The organism is Caballeronia sp. S22 (genome assembly GCF_964261745.1).
Lineage (GTDB): Bacteria > Pseudomonadota > Gammaproteobacteria > Burkholderiales > Burkholderiaceae > Caballeronia > Caballeronia jiangsuensis.
Map to the genome: position 1 here is coordinate 121,846 of NZ_OZ180039.1, position 24,780 is coordinate 146,625.

Consider the following 24,780-nt stretch of genomic DNA (forward strand, 5'->3'; position numbering starts at 1 on the left):
GTATCGAGACAGTCAGGAGATTCTATTACTGACTGAGCGAGAAGTTCCTGACGATCTGAGATACGACGGGAACGTCGGAACCTCACTCAGCATCCGGTCTGTTAGCGCAGCCGACCTGGCCGCAACACAGGTTTGGATTGACAACTGGAAGCGCATGCTTCGCTGCATCATTATCACTCGGGGCCTCTTGTCGAACGCGCTCCTCAATAGGGTCAAGCATTTTCTGACAAGCGCCCAAACCTTGGCGGCCGTCGAACGCAAATTTTCAGGCGGGGATCCGATTCTTGCGCGCGCGGCAACGTTCGCGCTCTTTGTCTGCAGTTCGGGCTTACGACGAGTCATGCTACATCCCATGGCAGACGAACGGGGCCAACGACGACAATGACGTTACTTGATCTAGCGACTTGGCCCTGCGTTGCGTGGACGGAACTTGACGCGGCGGCGCGCACGCTCATCGAGACGCGAATGCAGGCCATTGAGCGTTTCGCCCGTGGCGACGCAATCAACCCTATCGAGGAGGCCACCGGCGTTGACCGGCGTCAATTATATCGTTGGCTGAAGCGCGGATTGGCGACTCACCCCGATGGACGGATTTTTGGGTTTCGCGGATTGCATAGGTACCGAAGGGTCGCGGACTACGTACGCGTCAGCAAGATCACCGTGCAGGGTGAGCGAGGTAGTCGCGGTGCGGCAGGGGCGTTCTGCCAACTGCTCGACGCTCATCCGTCACCTCGCGATCGACAGTAAGCTGCGAGCGTGCGACTTGACGCGACTACAGGTGCAGGACGTCTACATGGGAGGTCATGCCGTAGCTCGCGCGACATTCATGCAGCAGAAAACGCATCGACAAGTGCAGTTCGAAATCACGGAGCAGACTCGTCAAAGTGTCTCCGCCTGAATTTCGGCGCGGGGATTGAAGCCTGCCGACTATTTGTTTTCAAGTCGACTGCATGCCTCGGCGCATGTGTCGACGCGCCAGTATGCGCGCATCGTTCATCGTTGGATCGCGTCGATCGGACTTGATGACACTGCGTATGGCACGCACACGATGCGACGCGCGAAAGCCTCCTCGATCTATCCGACGCACCGAGAACCTGCGCGCGGTCCAACTGTTGTTGGGCCATACAAAAATTGAAAGCACGGTGCGATACCTCGGGATCGACGTAGACGATGCACTTGAGATGGCCGAGCAGACGGAAGTCTAATAGCCGGCGGCCGGCGAGCGTGCGCTTGCCGGCCACTTAGCGACATTCGCCCGCAGTCTCCTAGAGGCACCTAAGGGACTTCGACCAAACCGCGACCCACGATGTCATAAGCCATTAGGGGTGCGGCGAGCCCGTCTTCGACCGACCACCACAATTGCCGATCTTCAAGTCCGGCTCGCGCGATGCATACACGGCCGCTTTCGTGACGCCCGTGTTCTCGGCTGGGAACAAATTTGCAGGCGCGTTGACGCTCTCCGGCGCTGCGTCGACGCTCGAAGCGGCCAATGTCGCCGGCGAGTTCGTCGAGCCTCAGCTTGTCGCCGCGGCAAACCTCTCGCGAGCACTGGGCGCGAGCCGTGCGTTCTGCCAGCGTATCTACACGCCTCGATAAGTACATGGCCGCGTTGTCGGGCCTCGCCGGTTTAGCGGATGGCGTAAGTGAACTCGCAGAACGCGATACTTGCTCCGAGCTTTCGCGACAGGTCGGAGGCCGCGTTGAGTTGCAGCGCGATCAACTCGCCGGTCTTGTGGGCCGCATTAAGTCTCGACGCTGGTCCGGAGAGCGTGAGGGCGGCCATGAACTTGTCCGATGCTCCAAAAATCGGAGTGGCGAACGCGGCGGTATGTTCATCTCGCGCGCCTGAAGTGAAGAGCGGCAAAGAAGGAGCTTTCTCGTAAAGCGGCTCGCCTAGTCCCCAGTATCTCAGGACCTGGCTGATCGCCGTGTCATCCAGAGGCAAGGATGTTCCCGCAAGCCTGGTCTCTCTCAGACCTTCAGACGGCTCCACTCGGAAAAGGCAAAGGCGCTGCGTCTTGTCGATGACGTAATACGACGCGCTTTCCTTCGTCGAGACGGCAAGGGAGTGCAGGATCGGTTCGACGATCGTGGAGAGGTGGAAAGACTGCTCGTACAGCTTTCCAAGATACAGAACCCGATGACCCAGAGAATAGGACCCTGCTTCGGACCGAACGACATACCCCATCCGTTCGAGCGAGTTCATCAGCCGATAAACCGTCGTCTTGTGCATGCCCGACGCTTGCGCGAGCGCGGCCAATGAAAGCGACTCCACACCTGGTTTGAAGCAATCGAGCAGCGAAAGCGCCTTTTCAACCGCTGCCACACCTTCGTTTCCCACGCTTGTTCTCCCCGTCGCTTGTCTCGTCGTCGCATTTTACACAGTAAAACATCCTTGGCGAAGGTGTATCTAGTACAACGCTGTTGCACATAGTAAAATGGTTAACGCCGATGGCGTCGCGCCGAGGCCGTGATTAATATAATTTCATCATGTACACCACAGTTGTACCAGATACAACATCAACCAAGGGTGATTTCCAAATGAGCACGACGTCCAACTCTTCCATCGACCGCAGTGTCGAGCGCGTGAGCCCCGAACTCGTGGAGGCCGCTGGCAAGTTCCAAGCAGCCATTCTCGCCGACGTGGCGGGCCGCCGCGGCACGCTCAACGGCCGCGTGAAGCCGCTCGCGCCGACGATGAAGGTAGCGGGACCCGCCGTCACCGTCGAAGTGCGGCCGGGCGATAACCTGGCCATCCATGCAGCGCTCGCCGTGGCCAAGCCAGGCGACGTGATCGTGGTGGATGGAAAGGGCGACGTCAGCTGCGCCCTGATCGGAGAGATCATGGCGACTCAGGCCCACGCCACAGGTATCGCGGGCTTCGTCATCGACGCCGCCGTGCGCGACTCACATGAACTCGCGCAAGGCGAGTTTCCGGTATTCTCGGCCGGCCTCAATCCGTGCGGACCGACCAAAAGCGTCGCAGGCCGCGTCAACTTCCCGATTTCGGTGGCGGGCGCCAGCGTCAATCCGGGCGATCTCATCGTCGGCGACGCTGATGGCGTCGTCGTGATTCCGAAGGACGACGTTGCGCGCATCGTCGAACTCGCGCAAAAGAAGCTCGACGCCGAAACCGCCCGTATCGCGGCGATCCGCAACGGCGACACGCGTGCCGGCTGGCTCGAGAAGGAACTCCGCGCGGCGGGCATGCTCGCGGAAGGCGAGGTGCTGTAATGGCCGCGAATTCTGCCAAGCCCGTGCTGCTGGTGACGGCAGCGGACCTCGCTCCCCAAGCGCTGGAGATGCTCGACGATTTTGAACTCGTGTTCGCCGGCAAGCAGCCGACGGAAGACGACGTCGTCGCGCTGTGCGCACAGCACAAGCCGGTTGCCATCATCGTTCGGTACGGCAAGGTCAATGCCCGCATCATGGATGCGGCCGAAAACCTCCAGGTCATCTCCAAGCACGGCAGCGGCATCGACGTGATCGACCAGGAAGCCGCAGCGGCACGCGGCATTGCAGTTCGCGCCGCTGCCGGAGCCAACGCCGCGGCCGTGGCCGAGCACGCGTGGGCGCTGATCCTGGCATGCGCGAAATCGGTTCCTCAACTCGATGTGCGCATGCGCGCGGGTCACTGGGATAAGTCGACACACAAGTCCTTCGAACTCGAAGGACGCACGCTCGGACTTGTCGGACTGGGTGCCATCGGCCGTCGCGTCGCGAAGGCAGGTCTTGCTTTCGGCATGCAGGTTCAAGCGTTTGACCCGTTCGCGAAGGAGACACCCGAGGGCGTCAAGCTCGTGTCGCTCGAAGATATCTATTCCAGGTCGGACATCGTTTCGTTGCATTGCCCGCTCACCGCGGAGAACCGCGCAATGCTCAATCGTGAAGCGCTGAGCCGATTCAAGCGCGGGGCGATTCTCGTCAACACCGCGCGTGGCGGTCTCATCGATGAAGAAGCCTTGATCGAAGCGCTCGCGAGCGGTCAATTGCGGGCAGCAGGGCTCGACAGCTTCGCCGTCGAGCCGATGACGACGCATCCGTTCCAGTCCGTTCCCAACGTCATCCTTTCGCCGCACATCGGCGGAGTGAGCGATGCCGCGTACGTGAACATGGGCAAGGGCGCGGCAGCGAATGTCCTGGCCGTGGTCGCGGAAAACGCGCGCAACGTGGCCTGATCCGGTAAGAGAGGTCAAGCATGTTCTATCTCACATCGCCCGAAGTCCGCACCGCTGAAGTCTTCACGCGCATGCCGCAAAAGTTCCGTCAGCCGGACATTCAAACGGAATGGGCGCGCGCGAACCGAGGCGGCGTGTCCACGGACTCCTTCCTCGAAGGGCCCGTCTGGGATCCGGCCGGTTTTCTGTTCGTGACCGATATCCCGCACGGTCGCATCTTCAGGATTTCGCTGGCGGGCGAGTGGGAACTCGTCGCGAAGTACGACGGTGAGCCAAACGGAATGAAGCGTTTCGACGATGCCCATCTGCTCATCACGGACTATCGCAACGGGCTGATGCTGCTCGACATCGCGCGCGGAGAGGTTCGTCCCTACCTCGAGCGGCGCAATACGGAGCGCTTCCGGGGCGTGAACGACCTGACCTTCGATTCCGCCGGAAATCTCTACTTCACCGATCAGGGACAGACAGGGCTGCACGATCCGACCGGCCGCGTTTATCGGCTCGCGGCAGACGGCAAGCTGGACGTGCTGCTGGGCAACTGCCCGAGTCCCAACGGACTGGTGCTGTCGCCCGACGAAAAAGTGCTGTTTGTCGGCATGACGCGTGGCAATTGCGTATGGCGCGTTCCGCTTCAGGCCGATGGCTCCGTGAGCAAGGTCGGCCAGTTCTTTACGTCGTACGGACCAAGCGGCCCGGACGGACTGACCGTCGATCTCGACGGACGCATCCTGGTCGCCAATCCTGGGCTTGGCCGCGTGTGGGTGCTGAATCATCGCGCCGAACCGGTCGAGATTCTGACGAGCCCGGAGGGCGCTTCGCTCACGAATCTGTGTTACGGCGGCGCCGACATGAAGACGCTTTTCATGACCGAATCGGTATCCGGAACGATTCTGCGAGCCGACATGGCGGTCGCCGGCCCACTGCCCAAGCGAGCGAAGACGAGCTAGTCCGCGCGCTCGACTCATCCAAGCCACGAGAGAAACACGTCGCGCCAAAAAGAGCGCGATGGAGGAGCACACATGAACATGTCGCAAACTGTGAACGGCGCACAGACTTCGCCGATGATCGAAACGAAGCCGGTCCAGAGCATCAGCAGCGAGGAGTACGCCGCGAGCGAGCGCACCCTGGCGAAAGTCTTCCGGCGGATATTGCCTTTTATCTTTGCGTGCTACGTCATTAGCTACCTCGACAGAACGAACGTCGGGTTTGCGGCGCTGACCATGAACAAAGACCTCGGCTTGACGGCTGAGCAGTTCGGGTTCGGCGCGGGCATGTTCTTCATCGGGTATTTTTTGTTCGAGATTCCCAGCAATCTCATCATGCAGAAGGTCGGTGCGCGCATCTGGATCGCCCGCATCATGATTTCGTGGGGAATCCTCTCGATGGCGACGGCCTTCGTCGTCGGTCCGAAGAGCTTCGCAGCGGCGCGCTTTCTCCTTGGGCTGGCCGAGGCCGGCTTCACACCCGGCATCTATCTGTATTTCACGCACTGGTTCCCGGGAAAGTGGCGCGCCAAAGTGACGGCAGCTTTTCTCGTCGGTATTCCGGTGGCCAATATCATCGGCTCGCCCATCTCCGGCGCGCTGCTGCAACTGGGCGGCATGCATGGGCTACGACGAGAAGGCCGCGCTTGCCCGGAGGTTGTCGGCGGAGCAACGCGACATTGGTGCCAAGCACGGCAACAAGCTGCGCGACGCGATGACCAACTGGCGCGTGTTCGTGCTTGCGTTCATCAACTTCTGCGGCATCGTCGGGTCGATCGGCGTCGGCCTGTGGATGCCGCAGATCATCAAGCAGCTGGGCGTCGAGCATTCGGTCGTCGGCTGGCTGACCGCGATTCCCTACGTCGCAGGCGCCGTGGTCATGCTGCTGTGGGCAAAAATCGCTGCCCGAGCGGCGAACCGAATTCCCTACGTTGCAGGCGCGCTGGTGGTTGCAGCAGCGGCCCTTTGCCTGAGCACTTACGTTGACGGCGCCGTTCTCAAGCTGCTGTGCCTGTGCTTCACGGTGAGCGGAATCCTGTCGTTTCAAGCCACCTACTGGGCGATTCCGTCTGGCTTTCTTACGGGCCGGGCGGCGGCGGGAGGTCTCGCATTGATCGTGTCGGTCGGCAATCTCGGCGGCTTCGTCGGCCCGTCGATGATCGGTGCACTCAAACAGATGTCAGGCGGTTTCACTGTTCCGTTGTTCGCCATTGCGGCAGTGATGCTCGTCGGTGCGGGGACCATCGCATGGCTTGGCGATCCCGGCGCCAATGCAGGCGAGGCATCGGCGACGCATTAGAAAACACGCGCGTCGAACAAACAAAATCTATTACCCACTGTCTGGAGACACCATGTCTTTGAAGAAGGCTCCCAAGAAAGCCAACCTCAACACTAGCTTCTCGCTTGGCGCCGTCGCAGCGGCAAGTCTGGTATTCGGATCCAACCTGGCGCATGCGCAAAGCAGCGTGACGCTTTATGGCATTGCCGATGTCGGCGTCGAATTCCTCAACAACACGACGGCGGGAGGATCGCAGGTCAGGGAAGTGTCGGGCAATCTGTCCGGCTCACGCTGGGGCCTGAAAGGCGTCGAGGATCTGGGCGGCGGCGTGAAGGCCATCTTCCAGTTGGAGAACGGTTTCAACATCAACGACGGCACGACCGCGCAATCGACGCGCGGCCTCGGCGCGAATCCGACGACGACCAGCCGGCTTTTCGGCCGCCAGGCATGGGTCGGGCTTTCCTACAAGGGCCAGCAGTTGACGTTGGGTCGGCAGAACGCCCTTATCTATGAACAGTCGATCGTGTTCGACCCGATGGGCGTGTCGTCCCGCTACTCCGCGCTTTCGCTCGACTATGCGCTGGCCGCGCGCATCGACAATTCCGTTAAGTACACGGGAAAGTTTGGCCCAGTGACGGCCCAGGCGATGTATAGCACGCGCTATGACACAGGATACGGTGCCGAAGTGCCCGGCGCGCTCATCACCGGCCGGTTCTTCAGCGGCGCCCTGACGTATGCCAGCGGCCCGGTCGCCGCGACCGCCGTCTACGAGCAACGCAACAGCAACACGGTCGCCACCAACACGAGCACCGAACGTCGGGCACTGGCCGCTGCGAGCTACAACTTCGGGCCCGTGACGGCCTACGCCGGCTATCGCTATCTGCGTGCGTCGAATGCATTCCTGCCGGCGAATCCGATCGCAGTCGCCAACGGCTCGGATGCCAATGCCGCAAATCTCTACTGGCTCGGTGCGCAGTATCTGATCACGCCGTCGTTCCAGCTGACTGCTGCCGGCTACTACCACGACGTTCATTCGACGGGCGCGGATCCGTGGCTCGCCGTTCTTAACGCGGACTACTTCCTGTCGAAACGTACGGACCTGTACGCGACCGTCGCCTACGCGCACAACAAGGACAATTCGGCGCTCGGCGTGAACGGCTACGGCACGGTCGCAGCGGGCCATAACCAGACCGGCGTCACCGTCGGCCTTCGCCAGAAATTCTGACGTGCAAATCGTCCATGCCCCTCATTTGCCCGTCCGCGAAGACTGGCTTGCATTGCGCGAGGAGCCGGTCCTCGAGCCCGAGCTACCCATCGTCGATGCGCATCACCATCTTTGGGATCGTCAGACAGGCCGATACCTGACCGACGAGTTCGGCAAGGATGTGCGATGCGGTCATCGAGTCGTATCGACCGTCTATGTGCAATGTCGTTCCATGCTGCGTCACGACGGTCCCGAGTCGATGAAACCTATTGGCGAGATCGAATTCGCTAGCGGCATGGCGGCGATGTTCGCAAGTGGAGGGTATGGGCCGACGCGCGGTTGCGAGGCCATCGTTGGCGGTGCGGATCTCACGCTCGGCGACACGCTCGAGAACGTGCTTGAAACGATGCTGGAGGTTTCGGGCGGGCGGTTACGCGGCATTCGCAATCCGCTGGCGTGGCATGAGAGTCCCGAGGTGAGTTCGAGTCCGGTTACGCCGCCGCGCGATCTGATGCTCGATTCAGCTTTCCAGCGCGGCGTGAAGACGTTGGCCCGCTTCGGTCTATCGCTCGACGCGTGGGTGTATCACACGCAGTTGGGGGAGTTGTACGAGCTGGCTCGCGCTGCAGCGGATGTGACGGTCGTCATCGACCACTTTGGAGGACCGGTCGGCGTCGGGCCGCACGAAGGCAAGCGTGAGCAGGTATTCGCCGACTGGAAACGCGGCCTTGCACGTCTGGCGACTCTGCCGAATACACGTATCAAGCTCGGCGGCGCCGGCATGAGCGTATTCGGCTTCGATTTCGCGCGCCACGACTTACCGCCTTCTTCCGAGGATCTCGCCGCCGCGTGGCGACCGTACTTCGATACGTGCATCGAATTGTTCGGCGTCGAGCGCTGCATGTTCGAGAGCAACTTTCCCGTTGATAAGGGCATGTTCGGCTACGGCATCGTGTGGAACGCCTTTAAGAGACTAGCTGGTTCGATGACGCTGCAAGAGAAGGCAGCGCTCTTTAGCAAAACCGCGGCGGCGACTTACCGACTGTCACTTCACGGAGACAAATGATGAAGACAAGCGCGAGCCTTGCGCAGATTCGACCCGATAACGAGGTCGAGGCAAAGCGCTACAAGGACATCACCCGCGTCGAATGGCGGTCGCTTTCCCTTGCGGGACTCGGATGGACGTTCGAGAGCTACGACTCGTTCCTGCTGTCGCTTCTTCTGCCGACGCTCGCCCTACAGTTCGGACTCTCAAAAGCTCAGCTCGGGCTGTTCACGAGCATCACAGCGGCGGGGCAGATCATCGGCGGGATTTTGTTCGGCTACGTGTCGGACCGGCTCGGGCGCGTGCGCACGGCCATGCTGTGCATCGGCATTTATTCGCTATTTTCGGGGCTGCTCGCGTTCGCACCGAACGAACACTGGTTCGCCACCATCCGCTTTTTCGGCGCGTTGGGGATGGGCGGAACGTGGACTGCCGGTGCGGCACTGATTGCCGAAACCTGGCACGCGAGCCGTCGGGGCAAGGGCGGTGCGCTCATGCAGATGGGCTTGCCGATTGGCGCGATTCTCGCCATCACGATTTCGAGCATCGTCGCAAGCGTCAATGACGGCTTGGGCGGCAACGGCTGGCGAGTGTTGTTTTTGATCGGCGCGCTACCGTTTTTCATCCTCTTCTTTGTCGCACGCAAAACGCCCGAGTCGCCGATCTGGCTTGAACGCAAACGCGCGAATGCTCAACCCGTGATGCGAAAAGCACCGGCCGACGAAGCGCTCAACGTTCGTGGTCTCTTGACGGCGTTCACGTTCATCTTCTTTCTCCAGTACCTGTACTGGGGCGTGTTCACCTGGACGCCGACGTTTCTCGTCGCGGTCAAGCACCTGGATTTCGTACATAGCCTCAAGTTCGTTTTCGCCCTTCAGTTCGGCGCAATCAGCGGTTTTCTGTTGTTCTCGGCCTTCGTGGATCGTCTCGGCCGCCGGCCGATGTTCATGGCCTATCTGCTCGTCGGCGCGGCGGCGGTGTTCGGCTACATCATGTCGTCGAGCGCACTGGTTCTGATGGTGGCGATCTTCTTCACCGGCTTCAGCGTGAACGGCATCTTCGCGGGTGCGGGGCCATTTCTCGCGGAGATTATCGGGAATACGGCGTCGAGAGGGTTCTTCATGGGGCTCGCCTACAACGGCGGGCGACTCGGCGGCTTCATCGCGCCATTGGTCATCGGCACGCTGGCGTCGACGTCGGGTGGCTTCGTTCTCGGGCTTTCGACGACGATCGTCGCGTTCATCGCGGCGGCCATTGTTGTGTTCTTCGCGCCTGAGACGCGGGGCAAGGCGCTTTCATGAACACGGCCGCACGGTCATCGGGCATCGTCAGCCGGCTTTTTCCCGCGCTGACCGAGCCGGCGCTGCGGCGATATCTCAGCGGGCAAGTCGCATCTGTTCTGGGCAGCTGGACGCAGAACGTGACGTTGAATCTGCTCGTTTATCACCTGTCGGGTTCGGCGGCGATTCTTGCTCTGCTGAACTTCCTCCTGTACGGACCGCAGTTGGTCGTCGCGCCGATTGCAGGTTCGCGGATTCGTTCCGAGAACGCGAGGCGTGTCACGCTTTGCGTGTTGACGGTGTCGCTCGTTCTGACCGTCAGCCTGATTACTTTGTCGACGCTGGGCGTGTTGGGTGTCAAGCTGATCCTCGCGCATGCTCTGGCAATCGGCGTTTCGAGCGCCGTAGAAGTCCCCGCGCGCCAGGTCCTGCTGCTGACGAGCCTGCGAGACGGAACCCTCACGTCCAACGCCGTGGCGATGAACACCATGGTCTACAACGTCGGGCGGATGGTCGGGCCAACGATCGCGGGCTTCGTCTATCCGACGCTCGGACCGCGCGTATCGTTCGCCATCTACGCCGTGGCGCTTTGCTTCATGGCGACCTGCGTGCGCTCGATCCCCCTGTCCGATAAGGCTACACCGTCTCGCGCTGAAAGCAGCCTGCGTGACGCCGTCGGCTATGTCATGTCCGACGCTTTTTCAGCGCGCTACTTGCCGATTCTCGCGTGCATCGGTTTGTTCGCGGCGAGCTATCAAACGCTGGTTCCGCTGCTTGCGGACAAAGCGTTCCACGACGCCGCGCGCTTCACCGGCGTGTTCTTCGCGTGCGCGGGCGCCGGCTCGCTGAGTTCGGCGGTGCTGTTGTCGTCGGCGCTCGGGCCGCGTGCATCGGCTCGGTTCATCGCATGGGCGCCGTGGTCGGCCATTGCTGCTTTGATGGTCCTCGCGACGACCGATGCCGCCGCCGCGTCCATGCCGGCGTTTTTTATCCTGGGCTTCAGCCTCACCTTCGCCGCGACCTCGACGAACGCAACGATCCAGCGACAGTGCCCGGAACACGTGCGCGGCGGACTCGTGGGCATGTATGGCATGGCCTACAACGGGACGATGCCGTTCGGTTACCTGCTCGTCGGGACGGTATCCGAAGCGCTGGGTGTGCGGCACACATTTGCGGCGATGGCCGTGGTGCTCGCAGTAGGTGTCATTTCCATCGCCGCATGGCAACGAATCAAGGAACAGCGCTGAGGCGCAAAATAGAGTGGAGACAAACATGCAAGCTACCGGTGTCATGGCGAAATCGGACATTGAGCGCCGCACCATACGGAAGGTCGTATGGCGGCTGATTCCCTTCCTGATGATCTGCTACCTGCTGGCGTTCATCGACCGCGGCAACGTGGGCATGGCGTCCTTGCAGATGAATCATGACCTCGGCATGTCGGCGAGGGTGTTCGGATTCGGCAGCAGCCTGTTCTTCATCTCGTACTTCTTCTGCGAAGTGCCGAGCAATATGGCGCTGCAAAAGTACGGCGCCCGCATCTGGATTGCCCGCATCATGATTACGTGGGGCATCGTCTCGGCGGCAACGGCGCTGGTGCACAACGCAACGACGTTCTACATCCTTCGCTTTTTGCTCGGCGCGGCCGAGGCCGGATTCTTTCCGGGCGTGTTGCTGTATCTGTCGTACTGGATTCCTGCTTCATATCGGGCGCGCATTGTCGCCACGTTCATGGTCGCGATTCCGGCCGCGAGCTTCATCGGCTCACCCATTTCCGCGGCGCTGCTGCAGATGGACGGGTTTTGGGGGATGCGCGGCTGGCACTGGCTCTTCATCCTCGAAGGCATTCCCACGGTGCTGCTCGGCGTTGTCTGCCTGTTTGTCCTGACGAACAAACCTGCTGATGCAAAGTGGCTCCAGGACGACGAACGGCAGTGGCTCGTCGATGCGCTCGCCAGTGAGACCAAGGCACCCAAGAAGGTGCTCGACATGCCGCTGACGAAGCTCTTTCGCAATCGCTATGTGTTGTGTCTGGCGCTCGTTGATACCTGCGCTTCGGCTGCCGGCAGCACGTTGTCGGTATGGCAGCCTCAGTTGCTGAAGTCGTTCGGTCTGTCAGTCATGCAAACGGGTCTCATCAATTCGATTCCCTACGCAGTGGCATCTGTCCTGATGGTCTATTGGGGTCGCCGTTCCGACCGTTCGGGAGAACGTCGCTGGCACACTGTCGTGCCGATGCTTCTGATTGGTGGCGGGCTGTTTGCAACCTCGCTGAGCGGCTCGCTCGTGCCGACGATTTTCATGCTGTGCGCAGTGCTCGTGGGTGCTTACTCCTTCAAAGGGCCATTCTGGGCGCTTGCCACGGACATGTTGTCGAACAGCGCGGTTGCAGCGGGCCTCGCGACCATCAACGCGATCGCCAACCTTCTCGGCGGCGACGCGCGAGGAGGCGGTTGCTCGTCCGGACGACGAACGGCAGAAGAAACTGTACGTCACGCTGAAGTCCATTACCTCGCTGGCCGACGACATCAACGCATTCGAATTCGTGAGCGCCGATGGCGAGCCCTTGCCCGCGTTCACGGCGGGTGCGCATATCGACGTGCACCTTCCCGACGCAACCATTCGACAATATTCGCTCTGCAATTCGCCTGACGAACGAGATCGCTATGTGGTCGCCGTGCTGCGCGATCCGGCGGGGCGCGGCGGGTCGGTCGCGATGCACGACACATTGCGAGCGGGCCATAAGCTCTTTGTTTCAGCGCCGCGCAATCACTTCGCGCTTTCGAAATCGGCGCGCAGACATGTGTTTATCGCCGGTGGAATCGGCATCACGCCGGTCATGGCGATGATCGCGGAAGTGCGAAAGCGCGGCGAACCGTTCCATCTCTTCTATTGCGCGCGCAGCTCGCAACGTGCCGCGTTTCTCGATCGCCTGAAGACGCTCATCGACCGCGGCGATGTCTCGCTGCACTTCGATAACGGCGATCCGCGCAATGGACTCGATCTCGTATCGACGCTCGAAAGACGGCCCGCCGATACGCATCTCTACTACTGCGGCCCCGGCCGTTTCATGGACGCGATCGAAGCCGCCAGTGCGCATTGGCCCGCGGGCACGCGTCATTGCGAACGCTTTTCCGCAAGCGGCGCGATCAAGGAAAGCGAGGCAGCGACCGAAACCGAGACACCCTTCGATATCGAACTGCGGCGCTCGCAAAAAATCCTCACGGTGCCACCGGGCGAAACCATCGTCGATGTCATGCGCGCCAACGGCGTGGAAGTCGATACGTCGTGTTGCGAAGGGTATTGCGGCACGTGCATGACGCGCTATCTCGCGGGCGAACCGCTGCATCGCGACACCGTGCTCGACGACGAGGACCGCGAGGAATTCGTCATGATCTGCTGCTCGCGTTCGAAGTCGCCGAAGCTGGTGCTCGATCTTTGAAACGCCTTTTCAAGCGGTTTCAGTAAGAACACGCGGAGCGACTGGTTCCGCTCGACTCAACGTTCCCCACTCATCGAGAAAGAGGATGCGCGTCATGAGCACATTCGAATATGTGAAAGATTGCTGGTATCCGATCGGCTTTTCGTCGGAGTTTGCTATCGGCCAGTTGCAGGGGCATAAGATCGTCAATCGCCCCATTGTGATGTGGCGAGCCGAGAGCGGCGATGTCGTCGCGTTCGACGATCGCTGCTGCCACAAGCGCTTTCCGCTTTCACAAAGCAGGCTGCTCGATAACGGTCAGCTCGAATGCGCGTATCACGGCTTGTGCTACGACGCGGCGGGCCAGTGCGTGGCGATTCCGTCCGCACCCGACAAGCCGATTCCACCGCAAGCGCGCCTGAGCGTCGTGCCCGTGCGCGAACAGGACGGCGTGGTCTGGATCTGGCCGGGCAACATCGCGGCTTCGCAGCGCTGTGAGCCGCCGCGCACGCCCGAGGTCACCGATGCGGAGAACCTGTCGATCGGCTCGCCCGAACCGCTTTACGTGCCCGCAAATTATTTATTGCTGATCGAAAATCTGCTGGATATCACGCACTTTTATCCGCTACACGACGGCAATATCGGCGATAAGGAAAACAGCAGGATTCCGGTGGACCTCGAAGAAGGCGACAGCGAAGGCTACACATTCGTGCGTACGACGCGCCACGTGCATGGCTATCGGCAGCCGCCGTATCTGAAGGAATGGTTTCTGTATGACGAAGTGGAGCGCGTTCACACACATTGCATGGTCACGCCCGGACTCACGCGCGTGGTGATGCGCGTCGCGCCCGAGGGAGAACTTGGCACGGACAAGGAACGCGGGTATACGCTCCTGCATCTCCACTTGCCGGTCGATGAACGCAACCTCGTGTGGCGTTGGAACGTGTCGTGCAAGAATTGGCACACCACATTGAGCGATGCGAACATGCCCACCGCGAAGAAGGTCGCGGAGATGTTCCCTGCGGTCGTCGCGCAGGATCAATGGGCGCTGGAGCGGCAGCAACGGATGATGGAATACCCGGACGATGGCTATTCCGAACTCTTTCTCAAGACCGACAAGGCATTGCGCCGCGCCCGTCAGATTCTCGTCGGTCTGCAGCGCAAGGAGCGCGAGCTTCAGATCAGCCTGGCAGGAAAGAGTGCGCCCGCGAACGAATCTGCGATGGCGTAAATCTTTAGGTCACTGCCGCCTTTACCCGCCATCCCGCGTGAAAGGCCTGAAAACAAGGCTCCATACGAGAGAGCATCGACCCCGGTTCAGGAGACACACGATGGAAACCCATGATTCCCCGCCGCTGGCGGTGAGGCCTCAAGCCGTCCCCGATCATCCGGACGAAGGCAAGACCCTGTTGCAGCGAGCGGTGTCTTCGTGCGTGTATCTGTTCGAACGCGTGATGCCGGATCCGTTCGTCATCGTCATTCTGCTCACGGCGATGGTTGCGTGTCTCGCGCTCGTCTTCGCACCGAAGGGCACGCCCGAAGTGATCCTGACCGGCTGGTACAAAGGCATTTTCGGCATCTTCACCTTCGCGTTCCAGATGGTGCTCGTGCTCGTCACAGGCTATGCGCTCGCGAGCGCGCCGCTCATCAAGTCGGGCTTGCGCAGCGTGAGCAAGCTCGCGGTGGGGCCGGTTTCCGCCGTGCTGCTCGTGTTCGGCGTCGGGGCTGTCGCGACGTTCCTGAACTGGGGCTTCGGCCTGGTCGTCGGCGCATTGTTGTCCAAGCAAGTCGCGCGGCAGGTGCGCGTGGACTTCGCATGGCTCGTGGCCGCCGCGTATAGCTCATGGGTGCTGTGGGCGTTCACCGGCATGTCGAGTTCGATAGCGCTCTCTATCGCGTCGCCGGGCAATCCGCTCAATATCGTCGAGCAACATACGCACTCGGCGGTGCCGCTCGCGCATACGGTGTTCGCAGGATGGAACCTGCTCGCGGGCATCGCTGCAATGGTGCTGATTCCGGTCGTTTTCATCCTCATGCGTCCCGCCGATAAAGACGTGATCGCCGCCGACGCCGCGTTGCTCGAAGCGGAAGACAAGAAGGTCGACGATACTGACGATTCGCGCGCCGGGACCTTCGCAGGCCGGCTCGAACGCTCGCGCATCTGCGCCCTGTTTTTTGTGCTCGCGGGCGTGGGCTACCTGGCAATCCAGTGGACGCGTCACGGCGTGAGCCTGGACATCAACACGGTCATCTTTATCTTTCTGCTCGCAGGATTGTGTCTGCACGGCAGTCCGCGGCGGTATGTCGGCGCGGTGACGGAGGCCGCGAAGGTCACGGGGCCGATGTTGCTGCAGTATCCGTTCTATGGCGGAATCATGGGCATCATGAGCGCGACCGCACTCGATGAAACCGTCGCGCATGCCTACATTCACGTTGCTTCGAGCACGACCTTGCCGTTCCTGAGCTATCTCGCATCGGGCGTGATTACGTTGTTCATTCCGAGCGGCGGCGGTCACTGGGCGGTGCAGGGGCCGTTCACGATCCCCGCCGCCATGCAGCTCGGCGCGTCCTTGCCGGGCACGTCGATGGCGATTGCCGCGGGCGAAATGGCAGGCAGTCTGTTGCAGCCGTTCTGGGCGATTCCGGTCGTCGCCATCGCGGGCGTCGGCGTGCAGCGCGTGCTGGGCTTCACGCTGGTTATCTTTCTGACGGCGGGATCGCTGCTCGGCTTCGTGTATCTGTTCGTCGTGCCGGTGTGGGCGGGCACGTAGTCCGGTTATTTCACTGATCCGTTCGATGCCCGCGCGCTTCACACCCGCGCGGGCATCGGCATTTTTAGCATTCGATGGGATGCCTATCAACTTCGTCGAGATGGCGCGCTCGTATCGGACAGATAAGCCCATTCGTCCTATAACATAGGACTCTACATTCAAAATGTGGTTTACACGATGCTCGGTCCGTCGCAGAATGTGGTCGAACAAGAGGGCTGCGAGCAGAGAGCGCGAATCAAATGGAGACGCACGTCATGCAATCAGGCACATCGGGTAAAGCGCACGAGGCATCGGCACGAACGATCTTGCGCGTCACGAGCGGCAATTTCCTGGAGATGTACGACTTCTCCGTCTACGGTTTCTACGCGCTTTCGATCTCCCAGGCGCTCTTTCCGCGCGGCAACGAATTCGTCTCGCTGATGCTGTCGTTCGCTACATTCGGCGTCGGCTTTCTGATGCGGCCGATCGGTGCGCTCGTGCTCGGTTCCTACATCGACCGGCGCGGACGGCGTGCGGGCCTCTTGCTTACGCTCGCGCTGATGTCGGTCGGCATGTTGATGATCACCTTCGTGCCGGGCTACGACACAATCGGCATTGCCGCGCCGATCATCGTCGTGCTGGGGCGCTTGTTGCAGGGCTTTTCCGCGGGCGCGGAACTCGGCGGCGTGTCGGTGTATCTCGCGGAAATCGCGCCGCCGGGACGACGCGGCTTCTTCGTCAGCTGGCAATCGGCGAGCCAACAGGCGGCGGTGGTGTTTGCAGCGGTGCTCGGCGTGGGCCTGCGCTTCACGCTCACGGCCGAACAGATGAATAGCTGGGGCTGGCGCATTCCGTTCATGATCGGCTGTCTTATCATTCCCGTGCTTTTCATGATTCGCCGCCGTCTGCGAGAAACGAAAGAGTTCGAATCGCGCGCGCGGCATCCGACGAGCAAGGAGATCTTTGCGTCGCTGCGAGACAACGCGCGTCTCATCGGCGGGGCGATCATGCTGGTGACGCTCACCGCCGTCATGTTCAATCTCATCACCGCTTACACGCCGACTTACGGCTCGCGCGTGCTTCACCTGCCCGCCATCGATTCCTTTCTCGTGACGATGGCTGTCGGCATCATCAACTTCACGATGCTGCCTATCGTCGGCGCGATTTCGGACAGGGTCGGGCGGCGGGCCGTGCTCACCGTATGCGCGGTGCTCGTGATTCTTACCGCCTATCCAGCGATGTTATGGCTCGTGCAGGCGCCCAGTTTCACGCGCTTGCTCGCCGTGGAGATGTGGTACGCGATGATCTACGGCTCGTATCAGGCAGGCATGGTGGTCGCGCTTACGGAGATCATGCCCGCGAGCATTCGCGGCACGGGATTCTCGCTCGTATGGAGTCTCGCGCAGGCCATCTTCGGCGGCTTCACGCCGTTCATTTGTACCGCGTTGATTCAGGTCACGCAGAATCGGGCGGTGCCTGCGTTGTGGCTCTCGTTCGCCGCGCTGATCGCGTTGTTCGCGACCTTCCGCATGTTCGCGCGGCCTTCGGGCGAGCCCCGGACCGCGTTGCCTTGAGCCGACACAGCGCGATCACGCATTGCCCGGCCGTTCGAACTCGCTCGTCTCCAGCGCGAGCTCGGCCACGGCCGCGACGACGGGATCTGTCGTCGTATGCCGATGCAGCGCGACGAACTGCACCGGACCGATCTGCGGTGCGGTATCGATGACGCGCAGCTTGCCCGCCGCGATTTCCGCGTGATACGACGCGCGTGGCAAGAGGCTCACGCCCAGACACGATACGGTCAACTCCGCGAGCACGCGCACGTTGTTGCACGAGATGACCGGACGATAATCGGCGTTCGCATCGCGGAACCATCGTTCGATGACCGGATAGTGATGCGATTGCGACGACAAGCCCAGCACAGGCCACGTCGCGAGCTCGGCGGGCGATAGCTTGCGCGCGGGCACGGCAAGCGCGGGCGAGCACATCCAGACGAATTCGTCGTAGCCGAGCGAAATGGCTTGAAGCCCGCTTTCCACGACCGGGCCCGTCACGAGCGCGAGATCGAGATCACCGTTGCGCAGCTTGTCGACGAGCGTCGCCGTCAGACCCATATCGAGCACGACCGCGAGATTCGGATAGCGCTCGCGCAATGCGCCCATCAACTTCGGCAGCCACGTAATCGCGACGAGCCCCACGACGCCGAGTCGCACCGTGCCCGTGAGCGCGTCCTTATCGCCGATACGATGCCTCACGCGCGATGCCAGCGCGACGATCTCGCGCGCCGATACAACGAGGTCTTGCCCCTTCGCCGTGAGCCGCGCGCGATGCTGGCTGCGATCGAACAGATCGACGCCGAGCGAGCGTTCGAGCTCGCGAATGCGCGCGGAAACGGTCGATTGCGTCGCGTTGAGCGTTTGCGCGGCGGCGGCGAAACTGCCCGTATCCACGATGCGCAGAAAGGTCTCCAGTTGTCGAATGTCCATTGCTCTTCATGGCGGTTGGGCGGCATCACTTCATCGCTTATTTCGATGATGCGCGATCGGAAAGTCTCGCTATCCGGCGCGGCGCGCACGCCCTAGACTGGCTTGCATCGCGGCATAAAACACACGACATTGCGCCGCAAAAAAAGGAGCCCCGGAGATGACTGATCAAACGATGATACTGGAAGAAGACGCCGCGCACGATCTCGGCGAGCCGGTACGCATGACGCCTTTCACCGGCAAGATTGCGTGGACGCGTGACAGCCTCTCGCCCGAAGACGGCATCGTGAAGATCGACGATGCGTGCCGCCGCGAACTCGATGAAGTCGTGGCGACGCTGCGTGCGAATCCGCTGCCGACGCCGCTTCTGCGTCCAGACGACTTTTCGCTCGAACGCTGCCGCGCGATGATGCGCGAGGCGGCGCAATTGCTGAGCGACGGGCCGGGCTTCGTGATCGTCGACCGCTTGCCGATGGAACTGTGGAGCAAGGAAGAAGCAACGGCGGTGTATTGGCTGCTCGCGCAGATGGTGTCGCGTCCCGTCGCGCAGAGCTGGGACGGCAAGATGATTTATGACGTGCGCGATCTCGGCAAGCCGCCCGGCAACGGCGTGCGGCCGGACATCACCAACGCGGAACAGAATTTTCATACCGACAATAGCTATAACGTCTGCCCGCCGGATTACGTCGCGCTGTTGTGCCTGCATCCCGCCAAGGAAGGCGGCGTAAGCAGTATCGTCAGTTTCTATACTGTCTACAACCAGATGATCGAACGTTATCCGCATCTGCTTGAGCGCTTGCATCGGCCGTATCTGTTCGATCGGCAACGCGAGCACGCACCCGGCGATTCGACTATCATCAGTCATCCTCTATTTTGCAAAGAAGCGGACGGTGTCGTGTGCAGGCTTTCGCATCGTCATGTGATCAACGGCTATCGGATGGCGCAGCGGGAGATGGACGAGGAGACCCTCGAAGCACTGGAAACGCTCGAAGCCGTCATGCGCGAACCGCAATGGGCGCGTGAGTTCTTTTTCGAGCCGGGCCAGATTCAAATCGTCGATAACTTGCGTTGCGGACATCGACGCACGAACTTCGTCGATTTCGATGAAGAGCATCGCAAGCGGCATCTCGTGCGTCTGTGGCTCCGCGATGCACGCCGGCGGTTCTATAACGGCTGAGTATCGTAGAAGCCTTTGGCAAGGCGCGCCGCGAGCGCCTTGCGATCCACCTTGCCGACCGCCGTCTCAGGCAACGATTCGACGAACACCACGTCGTGCGGCACGTAGATGCGTGAAAGGCGCTTGCGTACGGCGTCCTGCACGCGTTCGGCATGTATCGCGGTAAGGTCTCTCGGCACGACGAACGCAACCGGCACTTCACCGAGATCGCGATCCGCGCGGCCCACGACACAGCACGCAGCGACATTCCCTTCCGCCACGATCACGCTCTCGATCAACAACGGCGAAATGTTTTCGCCGCCGCGGATGATCACGTCCTTGATGCGGCCTGTCACGTAGAGATAGCCATCGTCGTCGAAGCGGCCGAGATCGCCGGTGCGCAGCCATCCATCGACGATCGTGCGGGAGGTTTCATGGGCGGCGCCCAGATAGCCTGTCATGAGATTCGGCCCCGCGATGCAGATTTCACCTTCGAGATTCGGTGTATCGATCATCGTGTCGTCGGCGGCGCACAGCCTGACCGTCTGTCCCGGCACGACCTTGCCGACCGAACCCACGCGTCGCGCGTTCGGTGGATTGAGCGTGCTCGTACATGTAGCTTCCGATAAACCATAGGAAATCACGAGCGGACAACCGAGCTTCGCTTCCACTTCGCGATGCAAGGCTTCCATGATCGGCGCGGAACCGCAGCGCGCCATGCGCAGCGTTGCGAGCGAGTCGGCGTCGAAGTGCTGCGCCAGCATGCGCGAATACATCGTAGGCACGCCGGTGATGATGGTCGGCCTGAAGCGCGTCATCAAATCGGGCATGTCTTCCGCACGAAAACGCGGGCAAAACAGGACGCTTGCGCCCGCGAGCAACGGCGCGAACAACTGATTGTTCACGCCATTCGTGTGATAGATCGGCATGACATGAAGCAGCCTGTCATCGCTCGATAGCGCGCTTTGTTCGAGCACGCCGAGCGCATTGTTGAGCAGCGCGGCCTGAGTGAGTTGCACAACTTTCGGACGTCCCGTGCTGCCCGAAGTGAAGAGCAGGAGGGCAGGGCAATCGGCAGCGACATCGACAGGCGGCCAGTACGCCGGCTCCGTCAGACGCGCGAAGTCGATGATCGTCGTATGCGAGGGAATGGCAAGTTCGCTCACGAGCGATGTGTTGTCGTCGTCATGCACGAGAAAACGTGCACCTGTTTCGACGAGACGCGCGCTCACTTCGTCCGGTGCGAGCTTCGGTTCGAACACGCACGGACACAGTCCCGCGCGAATCGCTGCGAGCAACAACACAACGGCATCGAGCGAGCGCGACATCGTGATAGCGACGACATCGCCCTGGCGCGCGTGGCGGCCCGACAAGTGCGCCGCGACGCTGCCGGTCTCGCGTGCGAGTTCGACATACGTCAGCGAACGCGTGCCATCGCCGATTGCGGGAAGGTTCTGCACATTACGCACATGCCAGTACTGTTCGAAGGCTTGCGCGAGACTCGTCGGTCTGACATCGAAATGCAATGCGGTGGTCGTCGTCACTGTGTCGTTCTCGTTACCTAAGTCGAACGGCTGCATCGCGCTCGAATTGCCCGTGCGGGTCGAGTGATTCGAGCGCTTCACGCTCGCGCGATGTCGGCGGCGCGGTGGGCCCGGCGTCGCTTGCATCGAACGTGAAGCCGGTGCGTTCGCGCACTTCATCGAGACTCGATTCCGGATGCCACGATTGCAATGCAAGCTTGCCGTCGCGCCTCACGAATACGGCGATGGGCGTGACCACGCCATGCATGCCGCCCCACGATGTCACGAAGTCGAGCTTCGCGACGAGCGTGCGTTTCGAATGCTCGGTGCGCCACGTGCAGGCGCGTCTGGCCGTCGGCAGCATGACCGCGCCGCCGCCGCCGCCCGGCAGACGCACTTCCGGATGCGCCCATTCGCCGATGCACGAGTTGTTCGCGCAGCCTGCGCCGTCGAGTTGCGCCGCGCCTAGGAACGTGAGATCCATGCGGCCGCGCGTGCAAAGATCGTAAAAATCCTCGTTGGCGAAGATCGATGCCGAGCCTTCCGCAAGCAATGGGTCGGAGCTCGAAATCGGAATGGAAGAGGGCGACGGATCGACGCCGCCCGCCACGTTGATATACACGAAGTCCCAGTCATAAGCGCGCTTTGCGAGCAGACATGCGAGCATCGGCGGCGTGGAGTTCACGCCGCTGAACGTGATCTCGTCCGGCCGGATGAAGCGCGCGAGATTCGTGACGATGTAGGAGAAGCCGCTCCATTGTTCAGCCATGTCGATGAACCTCCGCTTCGGGCGCGGCATCGATATGGCGTGCGAGCGCTTCGGGGCCTTCTTGAAGATACGCATCTACCGCCGGATAGTCGATCGCATACGATGGCCAGCACGAGCCCGGCCATGCGCCGTTCTTCACGATCGCGTAGTTTTGCAACATGAAATAAGGCACGATCGTGAGTTCGGGCTGATCGGCGAAGCGCGTATCGCTGAGTTCTTCGGCCACGACGAGCACGCTTTTGGCGGCGCGGCTCATGATGCGGTCCCAGTGATACGTGCCGGCCACGCGCACGTTGCCATCGCGATCCACGCTCGATGCGTGAATCACGGCAAAGTCCGGCGAAATTGCGGGAATCACGTAGGTTTTCTGGCCGCTGCCATAGGGATCGTCGAGACGTTTCCAGTCGTTGATCCGCACGAGATCGCTGCCGTGCAAGCCGCCGCACGGCATGAACGGCACGCCGAAGGCAGCCGCGCGCAGTCCCGCGGTGAGGCTCGCGCATGCGTGTTCTTCGAGCTTCAGATGACCCTTCTCGACCGCGCGCCGATACCATGGCGCAAGCCCGAAATTGCCTTCCATCGCGACGATGCCGCAACGCGCGCGCGAGGCCACGCCCGCGCGGCAAAGTATGTCGATGTCGTAACCCGGCGACTGCTTGATGATCTCGATGTCGCGCTTCTCCTGCCGGATCAGTTCGCGCACGAACGCGAACGGCCCGCGATGCAGAAAGCTGCCGCCCAGGCCCAATGACGCGCCATTGGGTACGAGCGCAGCCAGTTCGGCGAGCGAGACCTGTTTGTCCTTGCTTGCGAATCCCGAACTCATACGAGACGTCTCCTAAGCCTTCTTCGACGACGCCAGGTACGCTTCGATGCGCTTGTGAATGCCCGGCGCGGACGCCGATCGAACGAGCGCGGCGAGGTCGGTATCGCCCTCTTCAGTGTCCAGCGCGCGTCGCAACATGGCGCGGCTCTCGGCGGGCAAGGCGCGCGCGCGTTCCACCGCTTCGGCGACGACTTCCGAGTACTGCTCCGGACCCGCCACGCGTTCGATGAACCCGTTCGCGCAGGCACGTTCGACATCGAACGTGGCGGCTGTTTCGAGAATGCGCTGCGCCTCACGCGTGCCGACGATTCGCGCGAATCGCGCCGAACCCAGCACGAGCCCGAACTTCAGCCCCGGCATGCGAAACGTCGAACCGGGCGCGGCCACGCGCAGATTGCACGCCGCAATCAGATCGACACCCGCGCCGAAATTTCTGCCATGCGCGAGCGCCACGGTGAAGCACGACGCGCTCGCAATCTTGTTCAGCAACGTTTCGATGCGGATAAAACGCAGCACAAGATCGCCTTCGCTTTGCGCATGCACGTCGCTCATATCGAATCCCGCGCTAAAGCATCGGCCTTCGCCTTGCAGCGTGACGAGCGATATTTTTGCGGCATCGGCAGCGTCGAAAGCCTGAATCAGTTCCTCCACGATACTCGCGGATAACGCATTCAGCTTGTCCGGCCGATTGAGCGTGATCGACCAATGCGTCGGGATTTTCTCGACGATGATGCCGCTCATGCCTCGACCTCCGAGCGCTTCAGCAACTCGGCGTTGTGTTCACCGAGTCCCGGCGGACGCAGGCGAATGTCAGGCGTTTTACCGGAGAATTTGACGGGCGATGCGAACGTCTTCGTCTGCACGCCATTGGGCAATTCGAGCGGCTGCACCCATTCCATATGCTCGACTTGCGTGTCCTTCAAAACTTGCGAATACGTGTTGATCGGCGCGCACGGCACGCCCGCCGCACGAAAGCGCTCGATCCAGAGTTCGGCGTCGTCAGCGGCGAAGATCGCCTCCAGCGTGTCGCGCAATTCGACCTGATGCTGCGCGCGCAGCGTGGTCGTCGCATAACGCGAGTCCGCCTTGAGATCGTCGCGTTGCACGACCTTGCACACCGATTCCCACAGCGCGTTATTGCCTGCAGCCATGCCGAAATACGTGTCCCGCGCCTTGAACGCCTGATAGGGCGCGTTACGCGGATGCGCCGAGCCGAGCTTCTGCGGATCGCGCCCCGTGCCGAAGTATTCGGACGTCTGCAATGCGGCGATGGCGAGCGTCGCGCCGAGCATCGGCACGTCGATATGCGTGCCTTCGCCCGTTGCCGCAACGCCGCGCAGCGCCGATGTCACCGAGAACGCGGCATACAGGCCAGCGGAGAAATCCGCGAGCGGTACGCCGCACTTGACCGGCGCACCATCGGGTTCGCCCGTGATGCTCATGATGCCGCTCATCGCTTGCACGGTCAGATCGAAACCGCCTTCCTGCGAGCGCGGCCCGGTCTGACCATACGCGGAGATCGAGCAATAGACGATGGATGGTTTCATCGCGCGAATGTCTTCGTAACCGAGCCCGAGGCGATGCATCACGCCGGGACGATTGTTCTCGATGACGACATCGGCTGTCTGAATCAACGACTTCGCCTGAAGGATGTCCTCGGGGTTTTTCAGATCGAGCGTGACCGAGCGCTTGTTGCGGTTGAGCGACGCGAAATTCTCGCTATAGCCATCGGAAATGGGTGGCCACGCACGCAACGTATCGCCGCCGTTCGGATGCTCGACCTTGATGACGTCCGCGCCCATGTCCGCGAGCAGCATTCCGCAATACGGCCCCGCCGCGACGTTGCAGAACTCGATGACCCTGATTCCTTGAAGTGGATGATCCAT

The 24,780-nt window shown here is 61.4% G+C and carries 21 protein-coding genes and 2 pseudogenes; 16 read left to right on the forward strand and 7 right to left on the reverse strand.

The window, feature by feature from the left end; all coding sequences use genetic code 11:
* The first annotated feature begins 583 nt into the window (after positions 1-583).
* Both ACEN42_RS32370 and ACEN42_RS32375 read left to right on the forward strand, forming a co-directional pair.
* Positions 584-1,205 (forward strand): annotated as a pseudogene (locus ACEN42_RS32370) (tyrosine-type recombinase/integrase).
* 154 nt (positions 1,206-1,359) lie between these two features.
* Entirely contained in the window at positions 1,360-1,596 is a 237-nt protein-coding gene (locus ACEN42_RS32375) for a hypothetical protein (protein WP_371882771.1), read from the forward strand.
* Between the two features lie 31 nt (positions 1,597-1,627).
* On the opposite strand, the gene ACEN42_RS32380 is transcribed toward ACEN42_RS32375, so the two are convergent.
* Complete coding sequence (locus ACEN42_RS32380) at positions 1,628-2,341, reverse strand: IclR family transcriptional regulator (RefSeq protein WP_238210594.1); 714 nt, start codon at positions 2,339-2,341, stop codon at positions 1,628-1,630.
* A gap of 200 nt (positions 2,342-2,541) precedes the next feature.
* On the opposite strand from ACEN42_RS32380, the gene ACEN42_RS32385 reads away from it, so the two are divergent.
* The 13 genes and pseudogenes from ACEN42_RS32385 to ACEN42_RS32445 all read left to right on the forward strand — a co-directional run bounded on the left by ACEN42_RS32385 (position 2,542) and on the right by ACEN42_RS32445 (position 17,711).
* Positions 2,542-3,234 carry an RraA family protein gene (locus tag ACEN42_RS32385; RefSeq protein WP_187609366.1) on the forward strand — a complete coding sequence of 231 codons (693 nt, stop codon included), beginning with the start codon at positions 2,542-2,544 and terminating at the stop codon, positions 3,232-3,234.
* The gene (locus tag ACEN42_RS32390) at positions 3,234-4,178 is read left to right on the forward strand and encodes an NAD(P)-dependent oxidoreductase (protein ID WP_371882772.1); all 945 of its coding nucleotides are present in this window, start codon (positions 3,234-3,236) and stop codon (positions 4,176-4,178) included. The genes ACEN42_RS32385 and ACEN42_RS32390 overlap by 1 nt, the downstream gene beginning before the upstream one ends.
* A 20-nt stretch (positions 4,179-4,198) precedes the next feature.
* Positions 4,199-5,125 carry an SMP-30/gluconolactonase/LRE family protein gene (locus ACEN42_RS32395; RefSeq protein ID WP_371882773.1) on the forward strand — a complete coding sequence of 309 codons (927 nt, stop codon included), beginning with the start codon at positions 4,199-4,201 and terminating at the stop codon, positions 5,123-5,125.
* Positions 5,126-5,239: 114 nt separating this feature from the next.
* Positions 5,240-6,461, forward strand: a pseudogene (locus ACEN42_RS32400) (MFS transporter).
* A gap of 52 nt (positions 6,462-6,513) precedes the next feature.
* Entirely contained in the window at positions 6,514-7,665 is a 1,152-nt protein-coding gene (locus ACEN42_RS32405) for a porin (RefSeq protein ID WP_371882774.1), read from the forward strand.
* Between the two features lies 1 nt (position 7,666).
* Entirely contained in the window at positions 7,667-8,710 is a 1,044-nt protein-coding gene (locus tag ACEN42_RS32410) for an amidohydrolase (RefSeq protein ID WP_371882775.1), read from the forward strand.
* A complete protein-coding gene (locus tag ACEN42_RS32415; RefSeq protein WP_371883210.1) occupies positions 8,710-9,990 on the forward strand; it encodes an MFS transporter in 1,281 nt (426 codons plus the stop codon). The genes ACEN42_RS32410 and ACEN42_RS32415 overlap by 1 nt, the downstream gene beginning before the upstream one ends.
* A complete protein-coding gene (locus ACEN42_RS32420; protein WP_371882776.1) occupies positions 9,987-11,216 on the forward strand; it encodes an MFS transporter in 1,230 nt (409 codons plus the stop codon). Before ACEN42_RS32415 ends, ACEN42_RS32420 begins: the two co-directional genes overlap by 4 nt.
* Before the next feature lie 25 nt (positions 11,217-11,241).
* Positions 11,242-12,618 (forward strand): MFS transporter, encoded by a 1,377-nt coding sequence (locus tag ACEN42_RS32425; RefSeq protein ID WP_371882777.1) that lies wholly within the window; start codon positions 11,242-11,244, stop codon positions 12,616-12,618.
* The gene (locus ACEN42_RS32430; RefSeq protein ID WP_371882778.1) at positions 12,512-13,408 is read left to right on the forward strand and encodes a 2Fe-2S iron-sulfur cluster-binding protein; all 897 of its coding nucleotides are present in this window, start codon (positions 12,512-12,514) and stop codon (positions 13,406-13,408) included. Before ACEN42_RS32425 ends, ACEN42_RS32430 begins: the two co-directional genes overlap by 107 nt.
* Positions 13,409-13,502: 94 nt before the next feature.
* Positions 13,503-14,618 (forward strand): Rieske 2Fe-2S domain-containing protein, encoded by a 1,116-nt coding sequence (locus ACEN42_RS32435; RefSeq protein WP_371882779.1) that lies wholly within the window; start codon positions 13,503-13,505, stop codon positions 14,616-14,618.
* Positions 14,619-14,718: 100 nt separating this feature from the next.
* The gene (locus ACEN42_RS32440) at positions 14,719-16,158 is read left to right on the forward strand and encodes a short-chain fatty acid transporter (protein ID WP_371882780.1); all 1,440 of its coding nucleotides are present in this window, start codon (positions 14,719-14,721) and stop codon (positions 16,156-16,158) included.
* A gap of 254 nt (positions 16,159-16,412) precedes the next feature.
* Entirely contained in the window at positions 16,413-17,711 is a 1,299-nt protein-coding gene (locus ACEN42_RS32445) for an MFS transporter (RefSeq protein ID WP_187609085.1), read from the forward strand.
* Between the two features lie 15 nt (positions 17,712-17,726).
* Here ACEN42_RS32445 and ACEN42_RS32450 read toward each other — a convergent pair whose 3' ends face one another.
* Complete coding sequence (locus ACEN42_RS32450) at positions 17,727-18,623, reverse strand: LysR family transcriptional regulator (RefSeq protein ID WP_371882781.1); 897 nt, start codon at positions 18,621-18,623, stop codon at positions 17,727-17,729.
* A gap of 157 nt (positions 18,624-18,780) precedes the next feature.
* On the opposite strand from ACEN42_RS32450, the gene ACEN42_RS32455 reads away from it, so the two are divergent.
* The gene (locus ACEN42_RS32455; protein ID WP_371882782.1) at positions 18,781-19,797 is read left to right on the forward strand and encodes a TauD/TfdA family dioxygenase; all 1,017 of its coding nucleotides are present in this window, start codon (positions 18,781-18,783) and stop codon (positions 19,795-19,797) included.
* Here the strand turns inward: ACEN42_RS32455 and ACEN42_RS32460 are convergent.
* Genes ACEN42_RS32460 through ACEN42_RS32480 form a run of 5 tightly spaced genes read right to left on the reverse strand, consistent with a single transcriptional unit; the run spans position 19,785 to position 24,780 of the window.
* A complete protein-coding gene (locus tag ACEN42_RS32460) occupies positions 19,785-21,320 on the reverse strand; it encodes a class I adenylate-forming enzyme family protein (protein ID WP_371882783.1) in 1,536 nt (511 codons plus the stop codon). The two genes, ACEN42_RS32455 and ACEN42_RS32460, sit on opposite strands and share 13 nt — an antisense overlap.
* A gap of 13 nt (positions 21,321-21,333) precedes the next feature.
* Positions 21,334-22,068 carry a CoA-transferase subunit beta gene (locus tag ACEN42_RS32465; protein ID WP_371882784.1) on the reverse strand — a complete coding sequence of 245 codons (735 nt, stop codon included), beginning with the start codon at positions 22,066-22,068 and terminating at the stop codon, positions 21,334-21,336.
* Positions 22,061-22,894 carry a CoA transferase subunit A gene (locus tag ACEN42_RS32470; RefSeq protein ID WP_371882785.1) on the reverse strand — a complete coding sequence of 278 codons (834 nt, stop codon included), beginning with the start codon at positions 22,892-22,894 and terminating at the stop codon, positions 22,061-22,063. The genes ACEN42_RS32465 and ACEN42_RS32470 overlap by 8 nt, the downstream gene beginning before the upstream one ends.
* A 12-nt stretch (positions 22,895-22,906) precedes the next feature.
* The gene (locus tag ACEN42_RS32475; protein WP_371882786.1) at positions 22,907-23,635 is read right to left on the reverse strand and encodes an enoyl-CoA hydratase/isomerase family protein; all 729 of its coding nucleotides are present in this window, start codon (positions 23,633-23,635) and stop codon (positions 22,907-22,909) included.
* Entirely contained in the window at positions 23,632-24,780 is a 1,149-nt protein-coding gene (locus tag ACEN42_RS32480) for a CaiB/BaiF CoA transferase family protein (protein ID WP_371882787.1), read from the reverse strand. The genes ACEN42_RS32475 and ACEN42_RS32480 overlap by 4 nt, the downstream gene beginning before the upstream one ends.

Bases quoted from the DNA above. Each gene is read 5' to 3' on its own strand.
- ACEN42_RS32385 (WP_187609366.1), top strand. From the start codon at position 2,542: ATGAGCACGACGTCCAACTCTTCCATCGACCGCAGTGTCGAGCGCGTG.
- ACEN42_RS32390 (WP_371882772.1), top strand. From the start codon at position 3,234: ATGGCCGCGAATTCTGCCAAGCCCGTGCTGCTGGTGACGGCAGCGGAC.
- ACEN42_RS32395 (WP_371882773.1), top strand. From the start codon at position 4,199: ATGTTCTATCTCACATCGCCCGAAGTCCGCACCGCTGAAGTCTTCACG.
- ACEN42_RS32405 (WP_371882774.1), top strand. From the start codon at position 6,514: ATGTCTTTGAAGAAGGCTCCCAAGAAAGCCAACCTCAACACTAGCTTC.
- ACEN42_RS32415 (WP_371883210.1), top strand. From the start codon at position 8,710: ATGAAGACAAGCGCGAGCCTTGCGCAGATTCGACCCGATAACGAGGTC.
- ACEN42_RS32420 (WP_371882776.1), top strand. From the start codon at position 9,987: ATGAACACGGCCGCACGGTCATCGGGCATCGTCAGCCGGCTTTTTCCC.
- ACEN42_RS32425 (WP_371882777.1), top strand. From the start codon at position 11,242: ATGCAAGCTACCGGTGTCATGGCGAAATCGGACATTGAGCGCCGCACC.
- ACEN42_RS32435 (WP_371882779.1), top strand. From the start codon at position 13,503: ATGAGCACATTCGAATATGTGAAAGATTGCTGGTATCCGATCGGCTTT.
- ACEN42_RS32440 (WP_371882780.1), top strand. From the start codon at position 14,719: ATGGAAACCCATGATTCCCCGCCGCTGGCGGTGAGGCCTCAAGCCGTC.
- ACEN42_RS32445 (WP_187609085.1), top strand. From the start codon at position 16,413: ATGCAATCAGGCACATCGGGTAAAGCGCACGAGGCATCGGCACGAACG.
- ACEN42_RS32450 (WP_371882781.1), bottom strand. From the start codon at position 18,623: ATGGACATTCGACAACTGGAGACCTTTCTGCGCATCGTGGATACGGGC.
- ACEN42_RS32455 (WP_371882782.1), top strand. From the start codon at position 18,781: ATGACTGATCAAACGATGATACTGGAAGAAGACGCCGCGCACGATCTC.
- ACEN42_RS32465 (WP_371882784.1), bottom strand. From the start codon at position 22,068: ATGGCTGAACAATGGAGCGGCTTCTCCTACATCGTCACGAATCTCGCG.
- ACEN42_RS32470 (WP_371882785.1), bottom strand. From the start codon at position 22,894: ATGAGTTCGGGATTCGCAAGCAAGGACAAACAGGTCTCGCTCGCCGAA.
- ACEN42_RS32475 (WP_371882786.1), bottom strand. From the start codon at position 23,635: ATGAGCGGCATCATCGTCGAGAAAATCCCGACGCATTGGTCGATCACG.
- ACEN42_RS32480 (WP_371882787.1), bottom strand. From the start codon at position 24,780: ATGGATCATCCACTTCAAGGAATCAGGGTCATCGAGTTCTGCAACGTC.